16 protein-coding genes are annotated in these 19,014 nt (G+C 67.6%); 7 read left to right on the forward strand and 9 right to left on the reverse strand.

Going from position 1 to position 19,014, the window contains the following annotated elements:
* Window positions 1-723 carry an acetoacetyl-CoA reductase gene (phbB, locus tag B2G71_RS20975; protein WP_098108615.1) on the reverse strand — a complete coding sequence of 241 codons (723 nt, stop codon included), beginning with the start codon at window positions 721-723 and terminating at the stop codon, window positions 1-3.
* Window positions 724-896: 173 nt separating this feature from the next.
* Window positions 897-1,670 carry a hypothetical protein gene (locus tag B2G71_RS20980; RefSeq protein WP_240530270.1) on the reverse strand — a complete coding sequence of 258 codons (774 nt, stop codon included), beginning with the start codon at window positions 1,668-1,670 and terminating at the stop codon, window positions 897-899.
* Between the two features lie 252 nt (window positions 1,671-1,922).
* On the opposite strand from B2G71_RS20980, the gene B2G71_RS20985 reads away from it, so the two are divergent.
* The 5 genes from B2G71_RS20985 to B2G71_RS21005 all read left to right on the forward strand — a co-directional run bounded on the left by B2G71_RS20985 (window position 1,923) and on the right by B2G71_RS21005 (window position 8,063).
* Window positions 1,923-2,372 carry a DUF3576 domain-containing protein gene (locus B2G71_RS20985; protein ID WP_098108643.1) on the forward strand — a complete coding sequence of 150 codons (450 nt, stop codon included), beginning with the start codon at window positions 1,923-1,925 and terminating at the stop codon, window positions 2,370-2,372.
* A 25-nt stretch (window positions 2,373-2,397) separates the two neighbouring features.
* Complete coding sequence (gene leuS, locus B2G71_RS20990) at window positions 2,398-4,938, forward strand: leucine--tRNA ligase (RefSeq protein ID WP_098108616.1); 2,541 nt, start codon at window positions 2,398-2,400, stop codon at window positions 4,936-4,938.
* Entirely contained in the window at window positions 4,935-5,450 is a 516-nt protein-coding gene (lptE, locus tag B2G71_RS20995; protein ID WP_098108617.1) for an LPS assembly lipoprotein LptE, read from the forward strand. Before leuS ends, lptE begins: the two co-directional genes overlap by 4 nt.
* Window positions 5,447-6,481: a DNA polymerase III subunit delta gene (gene holA, locus B2G71_RS21000; RefSeq protein ID WP_098108618.1), complete on the forward strand. Its 1,035-nt coding sequence runs from the start codon at window positions 5,447-5,449 to the stop codon at window positions 6,479-6,481. Before lptE ends, holA begins: the two co-directional genes overlap by 4 nt.
* 289 nt (window positions 6,482-6,770) lie before the next feature.
* Window positions 6,771-8,063, forward strand: a complete 1,293-nt coding sequence (locus B2G71_RS21005; protein WP_098108644.1) for a sugar transferase — start codon at window positions 6,771-6,773, stop codon at window positions 8,061-8,063.
* 81 nt (window positions 8,064-8,144) lie between these two features.
* Here B2G71_RS21005 and B2G71_RS21010 read toward each other — a convergent pair whose 3' ends face one another.
* From B2G71_RS21010 to B2G71_RS21020, 3 genes are read right to left on the reverse strand one after another with little or no spacing between them, the layout of a single operon-like run.
* Window positions 8,145-8,672, reverse strand: coding sequence for an LptA/OstA family protein (locus tag B2G71_RS21010; RefSeq protein WP_098108619.1), 528 nt, complete (start codon window positions 8,670-8,672; stop codon window positions 8,145-8,147).
* Entirely contained in the window at window positions 8,669-9,316 is a 648-nt protein-coding gene (lptC, locus tag B2G71_RS21015; protein ID WP_098108620.1) for an LPS export ABC transporter periplasmic protein LptC, read from the reverse strand. The genes B2G71_RS21010 and lptC overlap by 4 nt, the downstream gene beginning before the upstream one ends.
* 6 nt (window positions 9,317-9,322) lie before the next feature.
* Complete coding sequence (locus B2G71_RS21020; protein ID WP_098108621.1) at window positions 9,323-9,946, reverse strand: ribonuclease D; 624 nt, start codon at window positions 9,944-9,946, stop codon at window positions 9,323-9,325.
* A 52-nt stretch (window positions 9,947-9,998) separates the two neighbouring features.
* Between B2G71_RS21020 and ung the strand changes: the two genes are divergently transcribed.
* Window positions 9,999-10,703, forward strand: coding sequence for a uracil-DNA glycosylase (gene ung / locus B2G71_RS21025; protein ID WP_098108622.1), 705 nt, complete (start codon window positions 9,999-10,001; stop codon window positions 10,701-10,703).
* A 92-nt stretch (window positions 10,704-10,795) separates the two neighbouring features.
* Window positions 10,796-12,013 carry a hypothetical protein gene (locus tag B2G71_RS21030; protein ID WP_098108623.1) on the forward strand — a complete coding sequence of 406 codons (1,218 nt, stop codon included), beginning with the start codon at window positions 10,796-10,798 and terminating at the stop codon, window positions 12,011-12,013.
* 61 nt (window positions 12,014-12,074) lie between these two features.
* Here B2G71_RS21030 and B2G71_RS21035 read toward each other — a convergent pair whose 3' ends face one another.
* From B2G71_RS21035 to gltB, 4 genes are all read right to left on the reverse strand, one after another.
* Window positions 12,075-12,386, reverse strand: a complete 312-nt coding sequence (locus tag B2G71_RS21035) for an antibiotic biosynthesis monooxygenase (protein ID WP_098108645.1) — start codon at window positions 12,384-12,386, stop codon at window positions 12,075-12,077.
* Window positions 12,387-12,475: 89 nt separating this feature from the next.
* Window positions 12,476-12,880: a VOC family protein gene (locus B2G71_RS21040; RefSeq protein WP_098108624.1), complete on the reverse strand. Its 405-nt coding sequence runs from the start codon at window positions 12,878-12,880 to the stop codon at window positions 12,476-12,478.
* Between the two features lie 22 nt (window positions 12,881-12,902).
* Window positions 12,903-14,333, reverse strand: coding sequence for a glutamate synthase subunit beta (locus B2G71_RS21045; protein WP_098108625.1), 1,431 nt, complete (start codon window positions 14,331-14,333; stop codon window positions 12,903-12,905).
* Between the two features lie 10 nt (window positions 14,334-14,343).
* A complete protein-coding gene (gene gltB / locus B2G71_RS21050; protein ID WP_098108626.1) occupies window positions 14,344-18,981 on the reverse strand; it encodes a glutamate synthase large subunit in 4,638 nt (1,545 codons plus the stop codon).
* Between the last annotated feature and the right edge of the window lie 33 nt (window positions 18,982-19,014).

Consider the following 19,014-nt stretch of genomic DNA (forward strand, 5'->3'; position numbering starts at 1 on the left):
TCAGTACATGTGCTGGCCGCCGTTGATCGAGAGCGTCGATCCGGTCACGAAGCCGGCGTTGTCCGAGCACAGGAAGGCGACGCCGCGAGCGATCTCGTAAGGCTGGCCGAGGCGGCCGACCGGGATCTTGGCGACGATCTTCTCGAGCACCGGCGCGGGAACGGCGGCGACCATGTCGGTATCGATGTAGCCGGGCGCGATCGCATTGACCGTCACCCCGTACTTCGCACCTTCCTGCGCCAGCGCCTTGGTGAAGCCGTGGATGCCGGACTTCGCCGCCGCGTAGTTCACCTGCCCGTACTGGCCCGACTGGCCGTTGATCGAGCCGATGTTGACGATGCGGCCCCAGCCGCGCGCGCGCATGCCGGGGAAGGTTGCCTTGGCCATGTTGAAACAGCCGCCCAGATTGATCCGCATGACGTCGTTCCAGTCTTCGAACGTCATCTTGTGCAGCACGCCGTCGCGGGTGATGCCCGCGTTGTTGACGACGATGTCGACCGCGCCGACCTCTTCGGCGACCTTCTCGCACCCGGCGATCGTCGCCTCATGGTCACCGACGTCCCACTTGTAGACGGGGATGCCGTGCTCGTCGGAAAAGGCTTTCGCCTTCTCGTCGTTGCCCGCGTAGTTGGCGACGACGGTGTGGCCGCGGTCCTTCAGCGCGAGCGATATGGCCGCGCCGATACCTCTGGTACCGCCAGTAACGATTGCGACTTTTGCCATTTTCCTAAGCTCCCGATCAGGCATCTCCTGACACTTGCTATGAAAGGCGGCAGGGGTCCGCAATAGGGGCTTGGCGACTCATCGCGGTTTTTTGCGCATCGGGCCTTGCGGTTGTAGCAAACGCCCCGGCGATGTCATGGTCGGCCCGCGATGTCGCGACCGGAATGTCGCGGCTAGAAGCGGAACTGGGTTCCGACGTAGACGGCCTGGCTGTCCTGCTTGCCGTCGGTCAGCGGGACGAGCCGCTCGCGATCCTGCGAATAGCGCACGCCCGCGGTGACATCGAGATTCTTGGTCACGCGGTAGGCCCCGCCCAGGTCGACTTCGCCGGCGTCGCCCGCAAAAGTGCGGGGCGCGCGACCGGACGCCTGTTTCTCGTCGATCGAGATGCGCGGGCTGAAGCGCGCGCCGTCGCTGTCGGTGCCCGGTTCGAGGCTATAGGCGCCGAGATCAGGCAACTCGCCACTCGGCTGGCGCTGCGCGGCGGCGAGATCCTGCGAGAAACCGCGATAGCCGCGCGAAACGCCGAGGTTGAACGCGCTCGAGGCGATCCGCAGCTTGCCCGGATCGCCGTCGCCCGAGCCGGGCGCGCGACCGCGCACGGTAATCGCCTCGGCCGTCGCGGCATCGACGCGCACTGCCACCGTGACCGAGCGGTCTGGCTGGTCGGGCGTTTCGGCCGGCGTGAACGGAAAGAGCTGGCCCTTGGCGAGCGAGCGCAAGGGAATCGCATTGGCGAGATCGGCCGAAGGCGCCTTGGCCTCGATCGCCGAACCGGCGGACGGCGCGGCAGCGTTGCCGGCATCGAAGCGGGTGGTGAAGGCGAGCACGGCGCTGGGCAGGGCCAGCAGGCCGACCGCGCCCGCGAGCATCATCCCCGCCGTCGCGCCGGAGCGGATCGTGCTGGCCGCAGGCCTGGCCTGCTTGTCTTTCCAATCGTCGCCCATGGCGATCAACTTTCCATCCCGCGCATGTGGCCCGTTTCGCTCGGGCGGGCCCGTCACTCGAATCCCCGAACGGCTATTCGCGCGCGCAGCTTAACACAGGATGACGCGCCGTCCCAGCGTCGCGCGCGCAGCCACGCGAGGCGCGGCGCGGACGCCGGACCCCTTGCCGCGCGCGCAACGCGGCGATAGAGGCGCAGTACGGTATGCGCACGTCCCGAACGGCGCAGTCTGCCACGAGGAATGCAAACGACCATGAAAGCCCCTTCCGGTAACCTGCGCAAGTTCGCCGTCTACGGCCTTTGCGGCGCCCTTGCCTTCAGCCTCGCGGCGTGCGGCGGCAAGAAGAAGGTTTCCTCCAGCGTGGCGCCCTCGATGGTCACCACGATCGGCGTCAACGGCTACTTGTGGCGCGCCAGCCTCGATACGCTCTCGTTCATGCCGATGCTGCAGACCGACAGCGCGGGCGGCGTCATCGTCACCGACTGGTACACCAACCCGAGCAATCCGGGCGAGCGCGTCAAGGTCACCGTCACGATCCTCGATTCGGACTTGCGCGCCGACGCGCTGCGCGTCGCGGCGAGCCGCGAGGTCAATTCGGGCGGCGGCTGGGTCGCCGCGCCGGTCCAGGCCGCGACGGTGCAGAAACTCGAAGACATCATCCTCACCCGCGCCCGCGACCTGAGGCGCGATTCGGTCGGCTGAGGCCGGCCCAGGAGACGGTTCCGATATGAGCGAGCGGTTCGATCCCGCCACGGCAGACGCGCGATGGCAGCGGGTCTGGCACGAGAAGCAGTGCTTCGCCGCCGACAACGCGAGCGACAAGCCGCGCAGCTACGTGCTCGAGATGTTCCCCTATCCTTCCGGGCGCATCCACATGGGTCACGTGCGCAACTACACGCTGGGCGACGTGCTCGCGCGCTACAAGCGCATGACCGGGCACGAAGTGCTCCACCCGATGGGCTGGGACGCCTTCGGCATGCCCGCCGAGAACGCGGCGATGGAAAAGAGCGTGCATCCCGGCGGCTGGACCCGCGAGAACATCGCCAACATGAAGGCGCAGCTTAAGCGCCTGGGTTTCGCGCTCGACTGGAGCCGCGAACTGGCGACCTGCGAGCCCGACTACTACGGCCACGAGCAGGCGCTGTTCCTCGACCTTTACGAGGCGGGGCTGGTCTATCGCAAGGAATCGGCGGTCAACTGGGACCCGGTCGACATGACCGTGCTCGCCAACGAGCAGGTGATCGACGGGCGCGGCTGGCGCTCGGGCGCGCTGGTCGAGAAGCGCAAGCTCTCGCAGTGGTTCCTCAAGATCACCGACTTCGCCGAGGAACTGCTCGACGGGCTGGCCGAGCTCAAGGACTGGCCCGACAAGGTCAAGCTGATGCAGGAGAACTGGATCGGCAAGTCGCAGGGGCTCGAGTTCGCCTTCACGCTGTCGAACGGCGAGAGCCTGCCGGTCTACACCACGCGGCCCGACACGATCTTCGGCGCGAGCTTCGTCGCGGTCGCCGCCGATCACCCGGTGGCGCAGGGCGTCGCAGCGAACTCGTCCGAGGCGCAGGCCTTCATCGAGGAATGCAAGCGCGGCGGCACCACCGCGGCCGAGCTGGAAACTGCCGAGAAGCTTGGCTTCGATACGGGCCTCACCGCGAAGCATCCCTTCAGCGGCGCCGAGCTGCCGGTCTACATCGCGAACTTCGTGCTGATGGACTACGGCACCGGCGCGATCATGGCGGTGCCGGGCCACGACCAGCGCGACTTCGATTTCGCCACCAAGTACGGCCTGCCGATCGTGCGCGTGGTTGCCGCCGACGCGGCGGACGCGGACAAGCCCTTCGCGGGCGAGGCCGAAGCGGGCGACGGCGTGATCGTCAATTCGGACTTCCTTGATGGCATGAGCGTGGCGGACGCCAAGGCGGACGTCATCGCGCGCGCCGAAAGCGGCGGCTGGGGTGAAGGCAAGACCGTGTGGCGCCTGCGCGACTGGGGCGTCTCGCGCCAGCGCTACTGGGGCACGCCGATCCCGTTCATCCACTGTGAGGCCTGCGGCGTGGTGCCGGTGCCCAAGGACCAGCTTCCGGTGGTGCTGCCCGAGGACGTCGATTTCCAGACGCCGGGCAATCCGCTGCTGCGCCATCCGACGTGGAAGCACGTCGATTGCCCAAGCTGCGGCAAGCCGGCGACCCGCGAGACCGACACGCTCGACACTTTCGTCGACAGCTCGTGGTATTTCCTGCGCTTCGCCAGCCAGCCCGGCGACAAGCCGTTCGATCCGGGCGTCATCGCGCAGTGGCTGCCGGTCGAACAGTACATCGGCGGCATCGAGCACGCGATCCTGCACTTGCTCTACGCCCGCTTCTGGACGCGCGCGCTCAAGCGCATCGGCCTGATCAACGTCACCGAGCCGTTCGCCAGCCTGTTCACGCAAGGGATGGTCACGCACGAGACCTATCAAGTGTTTATCCCGAACGAAGTCGGCGAAACTCACGCTACGCGTAGCTACTTTGTCTCCCCTCAAGAGATCGAGAGACGTGACGGCGACGTCTATGAAGTGAGTAGTGGATTGCCGGTCGAGATCGGTCGCGTCATCAAGATGTCGAAGTCGAAGAAGAACGTCGTCGATCCCGACGCGATCCTCGCCGACTACGGCGCCGACGCGATCCGCTGGTTCATGATCTCGGACAGCCCGCCCGAGCGCGACCTGCCCTGGTCGATCGCCGGCATCGAGGGCTGCGCGCGCTTCGTCCAGCGCTTGTGGCGCCTGTTCGGCCAGTACGATGCGGCTGCGACGGGCGAGGACAAGCCGCTCGATCGCAAGCGCGACCAGACCGTGGCGGCCGTCGCCGAAGACATCGAGGCACTGGCTTTCAACAAGGCCGTGGCGCGTATCTACGAACTGGCGAGCGCGATCGAGAAGGCGCCGCCCTCGGCGAGCCGCTCGGCCGCGATCCGCACGATCCTGCTGCTCGTCGCGCCGATGATGCCCCACCTTGCCGAAGAGGCGTGGGACGCGATCGGCGGTGAGGGGCTTGTCGTCGACGCGGCCTGGCCCAAGGTCGATCCGGCGCTGCTGGTCGACGACGAGGTGACGATCGCGGTGCAGGTCAAGGGCAAGCTGCGCGACACGCTCACCGTCGCCAAGGGCACCGGCAAGGACGAGCTGGAGGCGCTTGCGCTCGCCAGCGAGAAGGTCCAGCGTGCGCTCGACGGGGCGGAGATAAGGAAAGTGATCGTCGTGCCCGACCGCCTGGTCAACCTGGTCGCATGAAGCGCCTCGCTCCCCTGACGGGAGCCTTGCTGCTCGCCGGCACGCTGCTGGGCGGCTGCGGACTGCAACCGATGTACGCGGGCGGCGGCAGCGGCGCGGTCGCGCGCGGGCTTTCGGCGATCGAGGTCTCCGCGATCGAGGGGCGCGCCGGCTGGCTTGTGCGCAACGCGCTGGTCGACAAGCTCGATGAGCCCGCGAGCGGGGCCGCGCGCTATCGCCTCGACGTTCGCCTCGACGACAAGCTCGAAGGCTTCGCGCTCCTGTCCGACGACACCATCAGCCGCGAGCGTCGCACGCTGCGCGCGCGCTTCCAGCTCGTCGATCTGTCGAGCGGCAAGATCATGCTCGACGACAGTGTCGGTTCCGACGCGGGCATCGACGTCGTGTCTTCGGACTATGCGACGATTGCGGCCGAGCAGACCGCGCTCGAAAATCTCTCGAAGGACGTTGCCGACCGGATCCTGACGAGCTTGTCGTTGCGGTTGCGGGAAAGCGCCGGCGACGGACGGTGAAGGCGACGCAAAAGGACTTCGCCGGGCTCGCCCACCGCGCCGCACGCGAAGCCCGTATCTTCTTCTTCTGCGGCCCCGACGAATCGGGCGCGAATGACGCGGCGGCGAAAATCGCGTCGCTGCTCGCCGATCCGGGCGAGCGCGTCGAGATCTCGGGCTCCGACCTGCGCAGGGATCCGGTCCGGCTCGGCGACGAAGCGCGGTCCAGCTCGCTGTTCGGCTCGGCGCGGCACATCTGGGTGCGCGCGCAGGGCGACGAGGCGCACGATGCCGTCGCCACGCTGATCGGCGGCGAGGTCGAGCCCTCTCCCGTCCTGATCATCGCCAGCGGCGCGACCGACAAGTCGCGCACCGCGAAGCTCTTGGCGGGACGCGACGACAGCCTCGTGGCGATGTTCTGGCCGCCGGACCTCAGGTCGGTGAGCGCGGCGGTGCGGGCGCAGGCCGACGGCCTCGGGCTGCAGGTGGCCAGCGATATCGCCGAGCGCATCGCGCGCGGGTGCGGTCTCGATACGCGGCTGGCGCGATCGGAGCTGGAAAAGCTCGCGCTCTATCTCGACGCGGCGCCCGAGCGCCCGCGCCGGGCGAGCGGCGCCGATCTCGATGCGGTCGGCGCGCAGACGGAGGACGACGGCTTCGCCACGCTCGTCGACGCGGTGCTGGGCGGCGGGCCGCAGGCGGTCGCGGCCGAGCTGCGGCGCTTCCGCGAACTCGGCCTCAATCCGGTCGGTACGCTGCTCGCGCTCGAACGGCGCTGCGCCCAGCTTGCCAGTCTGGCGGCGCGGATGGGCGGGCGTGGTGACGTTGCCGGCTTCGTCGATGCCGAGGCCGCGGCGCGGCGGATCTTCTGGAAGGACAAGGCGGCGATCGGCGCGCAACTGCGCGTCTGGCGCGGCAAGCGCCTCGAATGGCTCGAGCGCAGACTTGTCAGTCTGCATCAGCTACTTCTGACTAACAGTGCCGATGCGGATCTGCTGTTGAGTCAGGGACTCGCAATGATCGTTCGCAGACGGCAGGCAGCCTCCCAGTAACCGGGAATATATCCTAAGGTATATATCTAATTATCATGCCTTATCCGTTGCTTTGCGGAGCTATAAGGGCATATACATACCGCACTTGCAGCGTACCAATAGGTGCAGGGGTCGGGAGTGCACTGCCGTGCGCAACGAGAGCGGGTTTCAGGCCGTAGTATCAGCGGGGAGCAGCGGGGTGGATGCGTCTTTCCATCCGCAGGAGGACGAGCGCTATTCGCGTGCGGTCGCCGACGCGCTGCTCGTGGCGCCCTCGCTCGAACGCCGTCGGCTGCAATGCTACCTTGCCATGATCGTCGCCGACGTGGCGGCGCTGCTCATGGGCTTCGGCCTGATCGGATATCTCTATACCGGGGCCCAGGGCGGTGTCACCGCGCTGGTACAGGCCCAGGTCGTGCTCCCCATTTTCCTGACTATCGCCGTCTACAACGGCGCCTATTCGATCAAGGCGCTGCGTGACCACTGGAGCGGCAGCGCACGGGCGCTCGTTGCTCTGGCGCTGTCCTTCGCGGCTGTCGTCTTCATCGCCTTCTACGCCCGCGAAACACGGGAATTCTCGCGTTTCGGCTTGAGCGTCGGCGCGCTGGCCGCGGGCATCCTGATGATCTGGGGCCGCTTGCAGATGCGCTCCTTCGTCCGCTGGCGCTGCGGTACGAGCGTGATGAACGAGCTCGTCGTCGATGACGGCGGGCCGCGGATCGATATCCGGGGCGCGATCCGTGTCTCGGCGGCGGCGATGGGGCTGCGCGCGGACCTCAAGGACCCGCATGCGCTCGACCGGCTCGGCCTCGTCCTGCGCAACATCGATCGGGTGGTGGTCAGCTGTCCACCCGAGCGCCGCTATGCCTGGTCGCTGATGCTCAAGGGCGCCAATGTCGATGGTGAAGTGCTCGACGATCAGGTCGCCCGCCTCGGTGCGCAGGGCGCGCGTGTCGTCGGCCGCCACGGCCTGCTGATGATCTCGACCGGTCCGCTGGGCCTGCGCGACCGCGCCCTGAAGCGGCTTTTCGATCTCGTGCTCACGGGCGGCGGCGTGCTTGCGCTCTCGCCGCTGATGATCGCGATCGCGATCGCGATCAAGCTCGAGGATCGCGGGCCGGTGTTCTTCGTCCAGCGGCGGATGGGGCGCGGCAACTGCTTCTTCAACATGTACAAGTTCCGCTCGATGACCGCCTCGAAGTCCGATTCAGACGGCAACGTCTCGGCCTCGAAGGACGACAAGCGGGTGACGCGCGTGGGCCGCTTCATCCGCTCGACCAGTCTCGACGAGCTGCCGCAGCTGCTCAACGTGCTGCGCGGCGACATGAGCCTGGTCGGGCCGCGCCCGCACGCGATCGGCTCGCAGGCGGGCGACAAGCTGTTCTGGGAAGTCGACTTGCGCTACTGGCAGCGGCACTGCCTCAAGCCGGGCCTTTCCGGCCTGGCCCAGGTGCGTGGCTTTCGCGGCGCGACCGACCACGAATCCGATCTCGTCTACCGCCTCCAGTCCGACCTCGAATACCTCGAGGGCTGGACCATCTGGCGCGACATCAAGATCCTGCTGCTCACCATGCGCGTCCTCGTTCACGACCGCGCGTTCTGACCGGAGGTGAAATCAGCGGAGCGCGCGCAGCCTTCGTCCGGGCCGCTCGTTACCGACAGCACGGCCTCGCCGGAAACCGGCTCAGTTCTTCTTGGGTACGCTGAAGGTGCCCGAAACGCGGCCTTCGGCGGCCGAGACGCCGCTGTTGAGGTCGATCACGAAGCGGTTTCCGCGCAGCGTGTCGCCGCCGCGCTTGAGCGTGGCGTTGCCGACCATCGTGATGATCCGGCGATTGAAATCGTAGATCGCGACATCGCCGGTGGCGACTTCGGTGCCGCGGTTGACGGTGACGCCGCCGGTCGCGGTGATCCGCTGGATGCTCAGCGATCCGGCATCGGTGAAGTTGACGATGGTGCGCGCCGCGCGCAGCCGCAGTTCGGCCTGGCGGATGTCGACATTGCCCGAAAGCACCACGCGGTCCTGCCGGTCCTGCAGCTCGATGCGGTCGGCGGCGTAGTCGACAGGCGCATTGGTGTTGTGTCCGGGAAAGACCTGCGCACCGGTCTGCTGGAGTCCGGCGAGAGTCCCGGCGCCAAGCAGCGCGGCGGCGAGGCCCGCGCGCAGCAGGCCGGAATGCGACAGGAATCGGCGGGAAGGACGCGAGCTCATCGTGGGATACTCAGTTTGCCCGGGGTCATGCGCAGCCGCGCATTGCCGTCGAGCGTGACGGTGCGGTTCTCGAAATCGGCGACCAGGCGTTCGGCGCGGAATGTTCCGGTCGGTGTGCGCCCGGTGACGCCGCCGGTGCCGACCGCGGCGCGCGCCTTGATGTCGACCTCGACGTTGCCGGTTTCCATGCGATAGCCGTCCGAGGCGGTGAACGCGACCGGGCCGTTGATGTCGATCCGGGCCTGGTCGTAGTCGTAGGCGCCGCGCGGCGCGCGGATCTGGGCGGGGCCGTCGCGCAGCTTCATGTCGGCGACGAGCGTCTGCATCTGCACCACGGGCACCTCGGCGCTCTTCTGCACCGCGCTGCCTGCGCGCACCACGAAGTCGCGGCCCTCGTTGTCCTGGCCGCGATAGGCGGCATCGTCGACCGCGAGGCGTTCATCGGTGATCGCCACCTTGTTGCGGTCGAGCAGAAAGCTGATTTCGCCGCGCGGGCTGAGCGGCACGAGGATCATCACCGCCGCGACCACGCCGATGCCCACCGGCAATGCCTTGCCGAGAAAGCCGACCAGCCGGTCGTGCGAGCCGCCGGGCGTGGCGAAATGCCGCCGGCGGCTTCTGATCTGCGTGGCCTCGACCGACATCGGCGATCAGGCGGCTTCGTGGCTGAAGATATCGTGGTCCGGCCATCCGGCGAGGTCCAGCCGCGCGCGGGCCGGGAGGAAATCGAAGCAGGCCTGCGCCAGCTCGGTGCGTCCCTCTCGTGCCAGCCGCTGGATCAGGACCTCGCGCATGGCGTGCAGATAGCGCACGTCGGAGGCGGCGTATTCACGCTGCGGCTCGCTCAGTTCGTCCGCGCCCCAGTCGCTCGACTGCTGTTGCTTGGAGATCTCCTTGCCGAGCAGTTCGCGAACGAGGTCCTTGAGGCCGTGCCGATCGGTGTAGGTGCGCACCAGCTTGCTCGCGATCTTGGTGCAGAACACCGGCGCGGCGGTGATGCCGAGGTAGTGCTCGATCGCCGCGAGATCGAAGCGGGCGAAGTGATAGAGCTTGATCCGCTCCGGATCGGCCAGCACCGCGCGCAGGTTCGGCGCGGCGTAGTCGCTGCCGACCTTGAAGCGGACGAGGTGTTCGTCGGCACCGCCGTCGGAAATCTGCACGAGGCAGAGCCGGTCGCGCGGGGTGATGAGTCCCATCGTCTCGGTATCGACCGCGACGGGGCCGGGCGCCAGCACGCCCTCGGGGAGATCTTCTTCGTGGAGATGGACAGCCATATGACCGAAATGCTTAGGCACAAGGCCAGTCTTTCGCAATGGCCGGGGCATCATGAACAGCCAGACAAGCGCCGTGACGGTACCGGAAAGCTGGCAGGGCGCCTTGCAGCCCGTGCTCGAGCGCAGGCAGGCGCGCCAGCTCGGCGGCTTTCTCAAGGCGCAGGAGGCCGCGGGCAAGCGGATCTTCCCGCCGCGCGGCACTCGGCTGCGCGCGCTCGAACTGACGCCGCTCGAAGCGGTGAAAGTGGTGATTCTCGGGCAGGACCCCTATCACGGTCCCGGCCAGGCGCACGGCCTCGCCTTCTCGGTGCCGCACGGGATCAAGGTCCCGCCCTCGCTGGTGAACATCTACAAGGAGCTGGAAAGCGACTGCGGGATCGCTCGGCCCGAGGGCGGCAACCTCGAGTCCTGGGCGCGCCAGGGCGTGCTGCTGCTCAACAACGCGCTCACGGTCGAATCGGGGCGCGCGGGCTCGCACCAGAAGCTGGGCTGGGAGGAGATCACCGACGCCGCCGCCGCCGCGGTCGCCGCCAAGGCCGAACCGTGCGTGTTCATGCTCTGGGGCAGCCATGCGCGCCGCAAGGCCGAGCGGGTGCCGGGGCTCGCCGCGAGCCATCATCTGGTGCTCACCGCGCCGCATCCCAGCCCGCTTTCGGCCCACGCCGGTTTCTTCGGCTGCCGCCATTTCAGCCGGGCCAACACCTTTCTCGAAAGCCACGGGCGCGGCGCGATCGACTGGACCGTCCCATCGTCCTGACCGGCGATCCGGTCGCGACGACGGGGGCTGTCGCCAAGGCACGCCTCCCGCTATGATCGGACACTTCTCCCGAACGATCGAGCGAGGTCCCGATGCGCCGCAGTCCCCGTAGTTTCGCCCGAACGGTCTCGATCTGCTCCGCCGCCGTTCTGGCGGCGTTTTGGTGTGCGGCCCCGGCGCGGGCCGAGGCGCTGGTCGAGGTCGAGAGCGAGCATATCGACCTCTCGATCCCGATGCCCACCTTCAAAGCCGACGCGAGCTGGCCCAAGCTCCCCGCCGACACGATCCTTGGCCAGGTCCCGGGCCTGTCGATCGACGCCGAGGACACCGTGTGGATCATCCAGCGGCCCAACTCGCTGGACAAGACCGAAGCTGGGCTGGCCGAGGAGCCGCCGATCGTCGTCGCCTGCTGCAAGCCCGCGCCGCACGTCCTGCGCTTCGACGGCGAGGGCAGGCTGCTCTCGGCCTGGGGCGGTCCCGAACTCGCGCCAGAGATCGACGGCGAAAACCAGTGGCCCGCCAATGTCCACGGCATCTACGTCGACGACGACCGCACCGTCTGGCTCGCGGGCAATGGGGACGGCGATCATGTCGTGCTCAATTTCACCGCCGGGGGCGAATTCATCCGCCAGATCGGGCGGCGTGGCCGCACCGAGGGCAATGCCAGCGAGACGAGCCTCGGCAATCCGGCCGACATCAACCATTCGGACGGCAGCGTTCTCGTCGCCGATGGCTACATCAACAAGCGCATCGCCCAGTTCGGCGACGAAGACCTCGCCTTCGTGCGCGCCTGGGGCGCCTATGCCGCACGGCCCGGCAGCGAGACGCGCGACCAGCCCTTCGACCAGAGCCAGGCGACCAGCACCAGCGACGGCGGGGCGGACCCCGAATCGAAGAGCTTCGGCGATATCGTCCATTGCGTGACGCGCGGCCCCGACGGGCTGATCTACGTTTGCGATCGCCGTAACAACCGCATCCAGCTCTTCGCCGAGAAGGACGGGGACCTCGAATTCGTCCGCGATATCCTCATCGCGCCCGAATCGGGCGGCACCCGCACGGCCTCGGACGTCGCCTTCTCGCCCGACGGCAAATACGTCTACGTTGCCGACATGGTGAACGGCCGCGTGTGGATCTTGCTGCGCGAGGATCATCGCATCGTCGGCAGCTTCGGCCGCAACGGCCGCTATCCGGGCCAGTTCATCTGGCTGCACAGCGTCGACGTCGATTCGAAAGGCAACGTCTACACCACCGAGGTCGGCACCGGCCGCCGCGTCCAGCGTTTCGTGTTCACCGGGATGAGCGAGGGCTAGGCTTTTTGCCGCCAGGGTCCCGACGAATGCCGGGACCGCGCCTGACGGGAACACGCCGGATCTAGGCCGAGACGCCCTCGATCAGCTCGCCCATCTCGTAGTGGTTCATCTTGCCGCCGCAAGTAAGGTCGGCGAAGCGCGCGCTGAAGGCCTTGAACGGTTCGAGCGAGCGCGCCGCGATATGGTCCTCGACCGAGGTCCACACGACGTTGAAGGTGAAGGTGCTCGGGTTCTCGATCCCGCGCCCGAAGCGGACCGAGACCACGCCGTGGCAGCGCGCGAGGTCTTCCAGCCCGCCCCCGACGGTCATGGCTTCGGCGAATTGCTCTTCCCGGCCCGGGAACGTCTCGACTTCGGCGATTTCCAGCAGCATTCCCATTTTCCCCACTTTCGGTCTGCGCCTGCCGTCCTGCGACCGCGTGGCCGTGCGGTCAAGGCGCGGTGCATCGGCACCGGGATCAGTCAGTCCTCGGGACCGTGGCAGACGACGCAGGCCTTGTTGCCCTCGGTGTCGCGGAAGTAGGCGCCGAAATAGTCGGGATGGTACTGCGGGCGCAGCCCGGGTGCGCCCTCGTCGCTGGCGCCGTGCGCCAACGCGGCGGCGTGCGCGGCTCCGACCGCGGCGCGGTTCGGCGCGAGCAGGGCGAGCATATGGCCGTTGCCCGGATCGGGCGCGCCGTCGAAGGGCGCGCCGTAGACGAGCAGCGGCCGCCCGGTCGGTCCGTCGAGATGCGCCGGCTGCCAGGCCGCCCACGGCTTTTCCGGCTGGCAGAAGCGGATCTTCCAGCCGAGCCCGGGCAGGATCGCCGACCAGAAGGCGTGGGCCCGCGCGAAATCGGCGGCGGGCAGGAAGACGTGGCTGATCACCGCGTGGCGCCCGCCGTCCGGATCAGCGCGGCAGTTCGCTCTTGCCCATCAGCGCGAGGTCGACCGCGCGGGCGCACTGGCGGCCTTCGCGGATCGCCCAGACGACGAGGCTCTGACCACGGCGCATGTCGCCGCAGGCGAAGACCTTCTCGTCGCTCGACTGATACTTGACCGTGTCCGCCTTGACGTTGCCGCGCGGGTCGAGTTCGAGCCCAGCCTGTTCGAGCATGCCCTTGCGGGGTCCGAGAAAGCCCATCGCGAGCAGGATGAGGTCGGCCTGGAGCGTGAACTCGCTGCCCGGCACTTCCTGCATCTTGCCGTCCTTCCACTCGACGCGCACGCATTCGAGTCCCTTGACGTCGTTCTCGCCGATCACGCGCTTGGTCAGCACCGCCCAGTCGCGCTCGCAGCCTTCCTCGTGGCTCGAGGAGGTGCGCAGCTTGAGCGGCCAGAACGGCCAGCTCATCGCCTTGTCTTCCTTCTCGGGCGGCTTGGGCATGATCTCGAGCTGGGTCACCGAAGCGGCGCCCTGGCGGTTCGAGGTGCCGACGCAGTCCGAACCGGTGTCGCCGCCGCCGATGACGATCACGTGCTTGCCGGTCGCGGTGAGCGAGCCGCGCGGCGCGGCGCGCAGTTCGTCGTCGCCGGCGTTGCGCTTGTTCTGCTGGGTGAGGAACTCCATCGCCGGGCGCACGCTCGGCAGCTCCGCGCCCGGAATCTCGAGCCGGCGCGCTTCCTCGGCGCCACCCGCCAGCACGACCACATCGAAGTTTTCCTTCAGCGACTTCATCGAAACGTCGACGCCGACCTCGGTCGAGGTGCGGAAGTTGACGCCCTCGGCCTCCATCTGCACCGCGCGACGGTTGATGAGGTGCTTTTCCATCTTGAAGTCGGGAATGCCGTAGCGCAGCAGCCCGCCGACGCGGTCCGCCTTTTCGATCACCGTGACCGAATGGCCCGCGCGCGCCAGTTGCTGGGCGCAGGCGAGACCCGCCGGGCCCGAGCCCACCACCGCGACCGACTTGCCCGTGCGCTCGCCCGGAACCTGCGGCGTGATCCAGCCTTCCTGCCAGCCGCGATCGACGATCGCGCATTCGATCGACTTGATCGTCACCGCCTCGTCGATGATGTTGAGCGTGCACGCCGCCTCGCAGGGCGCGGGGCAGATGCGGCCGGTGAACTCGGGGAAGTTGTTGGTCGAGTGCAGGACCTCGAGCGCGTTCTTCCAGTCCGATTCGTAGACCAGGTGGTTCCAGTCCGGGATGATGTTGTTGACCGGACAGCCGGTGTGGCAGTGCGGCACGCCGCAGTTCATGCAGCGCGAGGCCTGCGCCTTCAGTTCGTCTTCCGGCAGCGGAATGACGAATTCGTGGTAGTCCTTCAGCCGCTTGGCGGGATCTTCGTACGTCCGGTCGTGCCGGTCGAGCTCGAGGAAGCCGGTTTCCTTGCCCATGTTCTGTTCCTTATTCCGCGGCGACGCTGGCGGCCTCGAGGCGCTCGGCCTCGAGCTGGCGAAGCGCCTTCGCATAGTCGCGCGGCATCACTTTCTTGAACTTGCCCACGGCGTTGTCGAAGTCGTCGAGCAGCGCGCGCGCGCGCTTCGAGCCGGTGTGCAGGTGGTGGCGTTCGAGCAGGATGCGCAGGCGGTCCGCGTCGTGGCGCAGCATGTCGCCCATGCCGAGGTCGTTGACCCCGTTGGTGCGCTGCTGCGGGCGGCCCGCGCCGTCGTCCTCGTCGCTTTCGGGCGAGATCGTCTCGAGGTCGACCATCGCCAGGTTGCACAGCGGTTCGAACGTGTCGTCCTCGTCGTAGATGTAGGCGATGCCGCCGGACATCCCCGCCGCGAAGTTGCGCCCGGTCTTGCCGAGCACGAGCACCACGCCGCCGGTCATGTATTCGCAGCCGTGGTCGCCCACGCCCTCGACCACCGCGATCGCGCCAGAGTTGCGGACCGCGAAGCGTTCGCCCGCGACGCCGTTGAAGAACGCCTCGCCGCTGATCGCGCCGTAGAGCACGGTGTTGCCGACGATGATGTTCGTGAGCGGATCGCGATCGACCCGTTCGGGCTGGCGCACGATCACGCGGCCGCCCGACAGCCCCTTGCCGACATAATCGTTGGCATCGCCGGTGAGGTCGAGCGTGACGCCGTGCGCGAGCCATGCGCCGAAGCTCTGCCCCGCGACGCCCGAGAGCTTCACGTTGATCGTGTTGTCGGGCAGGCCGGCATGGCCGTAGCGCCGCGCCACTTCGCCCGAGAGCATCGCGCCCACGGTGCGGTTGACGTTGATGATCGGCTTTTCGAGCCGCACCGCCTCGCGCTTTTCGAGCGCGTCGGCCGCGCCCTCGATCAGCTCGTTGTCGAGCGCGTTCTCGAGGCCATGGTCCTGGGTGCCCGACCAGGCGAGCGAGGGGCTGTCACCCTGGCCCGGGAAGTGCAGCACGCGGCTGAGGTCCACGCCCTTGGCCTTCCAGTGGCTGATCGCCTTCTTCATGTCGAGCCGGTCGACGCGCCCGACCATCTCGGCGACGGTGCGGAAGCCCATCTCGGCCATGATCGCGCGCAGTTCCTCGGCGACGAAGAAGAAGTAGTTGACCACGTGCTCGGGCGCGCCGGTGAAGCGCGCGCGCAACACCGGGTCCTGCGTCGCGACGCCGACCGGGCAGGTGTTGAGGTGGCACTTGCGCATCATGATGCAGCCCGCCGCGATCAGCGGGGCGGTGGCGAAGCCGAACTCGTCGGCACCGAGCAGCGCCGCGACCGCGACGTCGCGCCCGGTGCGCAGGCCGCCGTCGGCCTGCACCGCGATGCGGCTGCGCAGGTTGTTGAGCAGCAGCGTCTGCTGGGTCTCGGCGAGGCCGATCTCCCAGGGCGAACCGGCATGCGTGAGCGACGTCAGCGGCGAGGCGCCGGTGCCGCCTTCGTAGCCCGAGATCGTCACATGGTCGGCGCGTGCCTTGGAGACGCCCGCCGCGACCGTGCCGACACCGACCTCGGAGACCAGCTTGACCGAAATCCGCGCCATGGGATTGACGTTCTTCAGATCGTGGATGAGCTGCGCGAGATCCTCGATCGAGTAGATGTCGTGGTGCGGCGGCGGGCTGATGAGGCCCACGCCCGGGGTCGAGTGACGCACCTTGCCGATGGTCTTGTCGACCTTGTGGCCGGGAAGCTGGCCGCCCTCGCCGGGCTTGGCACCCTGCGCCATCTTGATCTGGATGTCGTCGGCGTTGACGAGGTATTCGGTGGTCACGCCGAAGCGGCCCGAGGCCACCTGCTTGATCGCCGAACGCATCGAATCGCCGTTGTCGAGCGGGGTGAAACGGTCGACTTCCTCGCCGCCCTCGCCGGTGTTCGACTTGCCGCCGATGCGGTTCATCGCCATCGCCAGCGTGGTGTGCGCCTCGCGGCTGATCGAGCCGAAGCTCATCGCGCCGGTGGCGAAGCGCTTGACGATCTCGCTCGCCGGCTCGACCTCGTCGAGCGGCACGCTGTCGCCCGCCTTGAACTCCATCAGCCCGCGGATCGTGAGCAGGCGCTCGGACTGGTCGTTGATCGACTTGGCGAACTCGACGTACTTGGCGGGCACGTTGCCGCGCACCGCGTGCTGGAGGTTGCCGATGTTCTCGGACGTCCAGGCATGCTCCTCGCCGCGCACGCGTGACCCGTAGATGCCGCCCACGTCGAGCATGTTGGCGTAGACCGGATTGCGGCCGTAGGCATCGGCGTGGCGGCGCACCGTCTCCGCGGCGATCTCGGCAAGACCCGCGCCCTCGATGGTGGTCGCGGTGCCGGTGAAGTACTTCTCGACGAAGCTGCTCGCAAGGCCGACCGCGTCGAAGATCTGCGCGCCGCAGTACGACTGGTAGGTCGAGATGCCCATCTTGGACATGACCTTCCGGATGCCCTTGCCGATCGCGTAGATGTAGTTCTTGCGCGCCTGGTCGGCGTCGATCGGCAGGTTCTTGCGCTTGCGGATGTCCTCGATCGTCTCGAAGGCGACATAAGGATTGATCGCCTCCGCGCCATAGCCCGCGAGCGCGCAGAAGTGCTGCACCTCGCGCGCCTCGCCGGTCTCGACGACGAGCCCGGTCTGCATCCGCAGGCCCTGGCGCACGAGATGGTGGTGCACCGCCGCCGTGGCGAGCAGCGCGGGCATCGGAATGCGTTCGGGCCCCTGTGCGCGGTCGGACAGGATCAGGATGTTCTTGTCCGCCAGCACCGCCTCGGTCGCGGCCCAGCACATCTCCTTGATCGCCATCTCGAGCCCGTCGGCGCCGGTCGCCGCGTCCCAGGTGATGTCGATCGTTTCGGTGCGGAACGCGCCGTCGAGCGCGGCTTCGACCGAACGGATCTTGGCGAGGCCCTGGTCGGTGAGGATCGGCTGGCTGACCTCGAGCCGCTTGTGCGTGCCCGCGTCACGGCCGAGCAGGTTCGGGCGCGGACCGATCATCGAGACGAGGCTCATCACCAGTTCCTCGCGGATCGGATCGATCGGCGGGTTGGTGACCTGCGCGAAGTTCTGCTTGAAGTAGTCGTAGAGCAGGCGCGACTTGTTCGACAGCACCGGGATCGGCGTGTCGGTGCCCATCGATCCGATCGGATCGTCGGCGTTCATCGCCATCGGCTCGAGGAACCGGCCGAGGTCTTCCTGCGTGTAGCCGAAGGCCTGCTGGCGATCGAGCAGCGTGGTGGTGGCGACGGGCAGTTCGGCCAGCTCGGGCTCGATCACGTCGAGATCCCTCAGCATGTACTGCGCCATGTCGAGCCACTTCTGATAGGGCTCGGCCGACGAGAGCTGCGTCTTGAGCTCCTCGTCCTCGATGATCCGGCCCTGCTCGAAGTCGATCAGCAGCATGCGTCCGGGCTGGAGCCGCCACTTGCGCACGATGTTGTCTTCCTTGATCGGCAGCACGCCCGATTCCGACGCCATCACGCACAGGTCGTCGTCGGTGACGAGGAAGCGCGCGGGGCGCAGGCCGTTGCGGTCGAGCGTCGCGCCGATCTGGCGGCCGTCGGTGAAGGCGACCGCGGCGGGTCCGTCCCACGGCTCCATCAGCGCGGCGTGGTATTCGTAGAACGCCCGGCGCTCGGGGCTCATCAGCGGATTGCCCGCCCAGGCCTCGGGGATGAGCATCATCATCGCGTGGCTGAGCGAGTAGCCGCCCGCGAGCAACAGCTCGAAGGCGTTGTCGAGGCAGGCGGTGTCCGACTGGCCGTGCGGGATCAGCGGCCACATCTTGTCGAGGTCGGAGCCGAGCAGGTCCGATTCCATCGTGCGGCGGCGCGCGTTCATCCAGTTGACGTTGCCGCGAACCGTATTGATCTCGCCGTTGTGCGCCATGAAGCGGTAGGGGTGCGCCAGCTTCCAGCTCGGGAAGGTGTTGGTCGAGAAGCGCTGGTGGACGAGACCGAGCGCCGAGACGCAGTCGGGATCGCGCAAGTCCTCGTAGAAACCGCCGACCTGGGTCGCGAGCAGCAGGCCCTTGTAGACCACCGTGCGTGACGAGAAGCTGGGCATGTAAAGCTCGGTCAGGCCAGGCAACCCGTGCTTTTCGGCCATCTGCTTCAAGGGGTTCTGCGTCTGCTTGCGGATCGCCAGCAGCTTGCGCTCGAACGCGTCCTGGTCGGGCGTGCCGGGACCGCGCGCGACGATGCACTGGCGGATCACCGGCATCGAGGCGATCACCGCCTTGCCGAGGCCGTCGAGCGAGGTCGGCACGTCGCGCCAGCCGACCAGGATCTGGCCTTCCTTCTTGATGAACTTCTCGAAGGTCTCGATCACCAGGTCGCGCGCCGCCTCGTCCTGCGGCAGGAAGCACATCGCCACCGCGTAATCGCCCTCGGCCGGAAGCGTCTTGCCCTCCGCGTGGGCCCACTTGCGGATCAGCGCGTCGGGCATCTGGATCAGGATACCGGCGCCGTCACCCATCAGCGGGTCCGCCCCGACCGCGCCGCGGTGGTCGAGGTTTTTCAGAATTTCCAGCGCCTGGGTTATGATCGCATGCGATTTTTCGCCTTTGATATGAGCGACAAAGCCCACACCGCAGGAATCGTGTTCGTTACGCGCATCGTAAAGGCCCTGGGGCTCTGGAAATCCCATCGATAAAAACCCATCCTGTCATTTGCCGGGCCA

This window comes from Novosphingobium sp. PC22D (assembly GCF_002556635.1).
Classification (GTDB): Bacteria; Pseudomonadota; Alphaproteobacteria; order Sphingomonadales; family Sphingomonadaceae; genus Novosphingobium.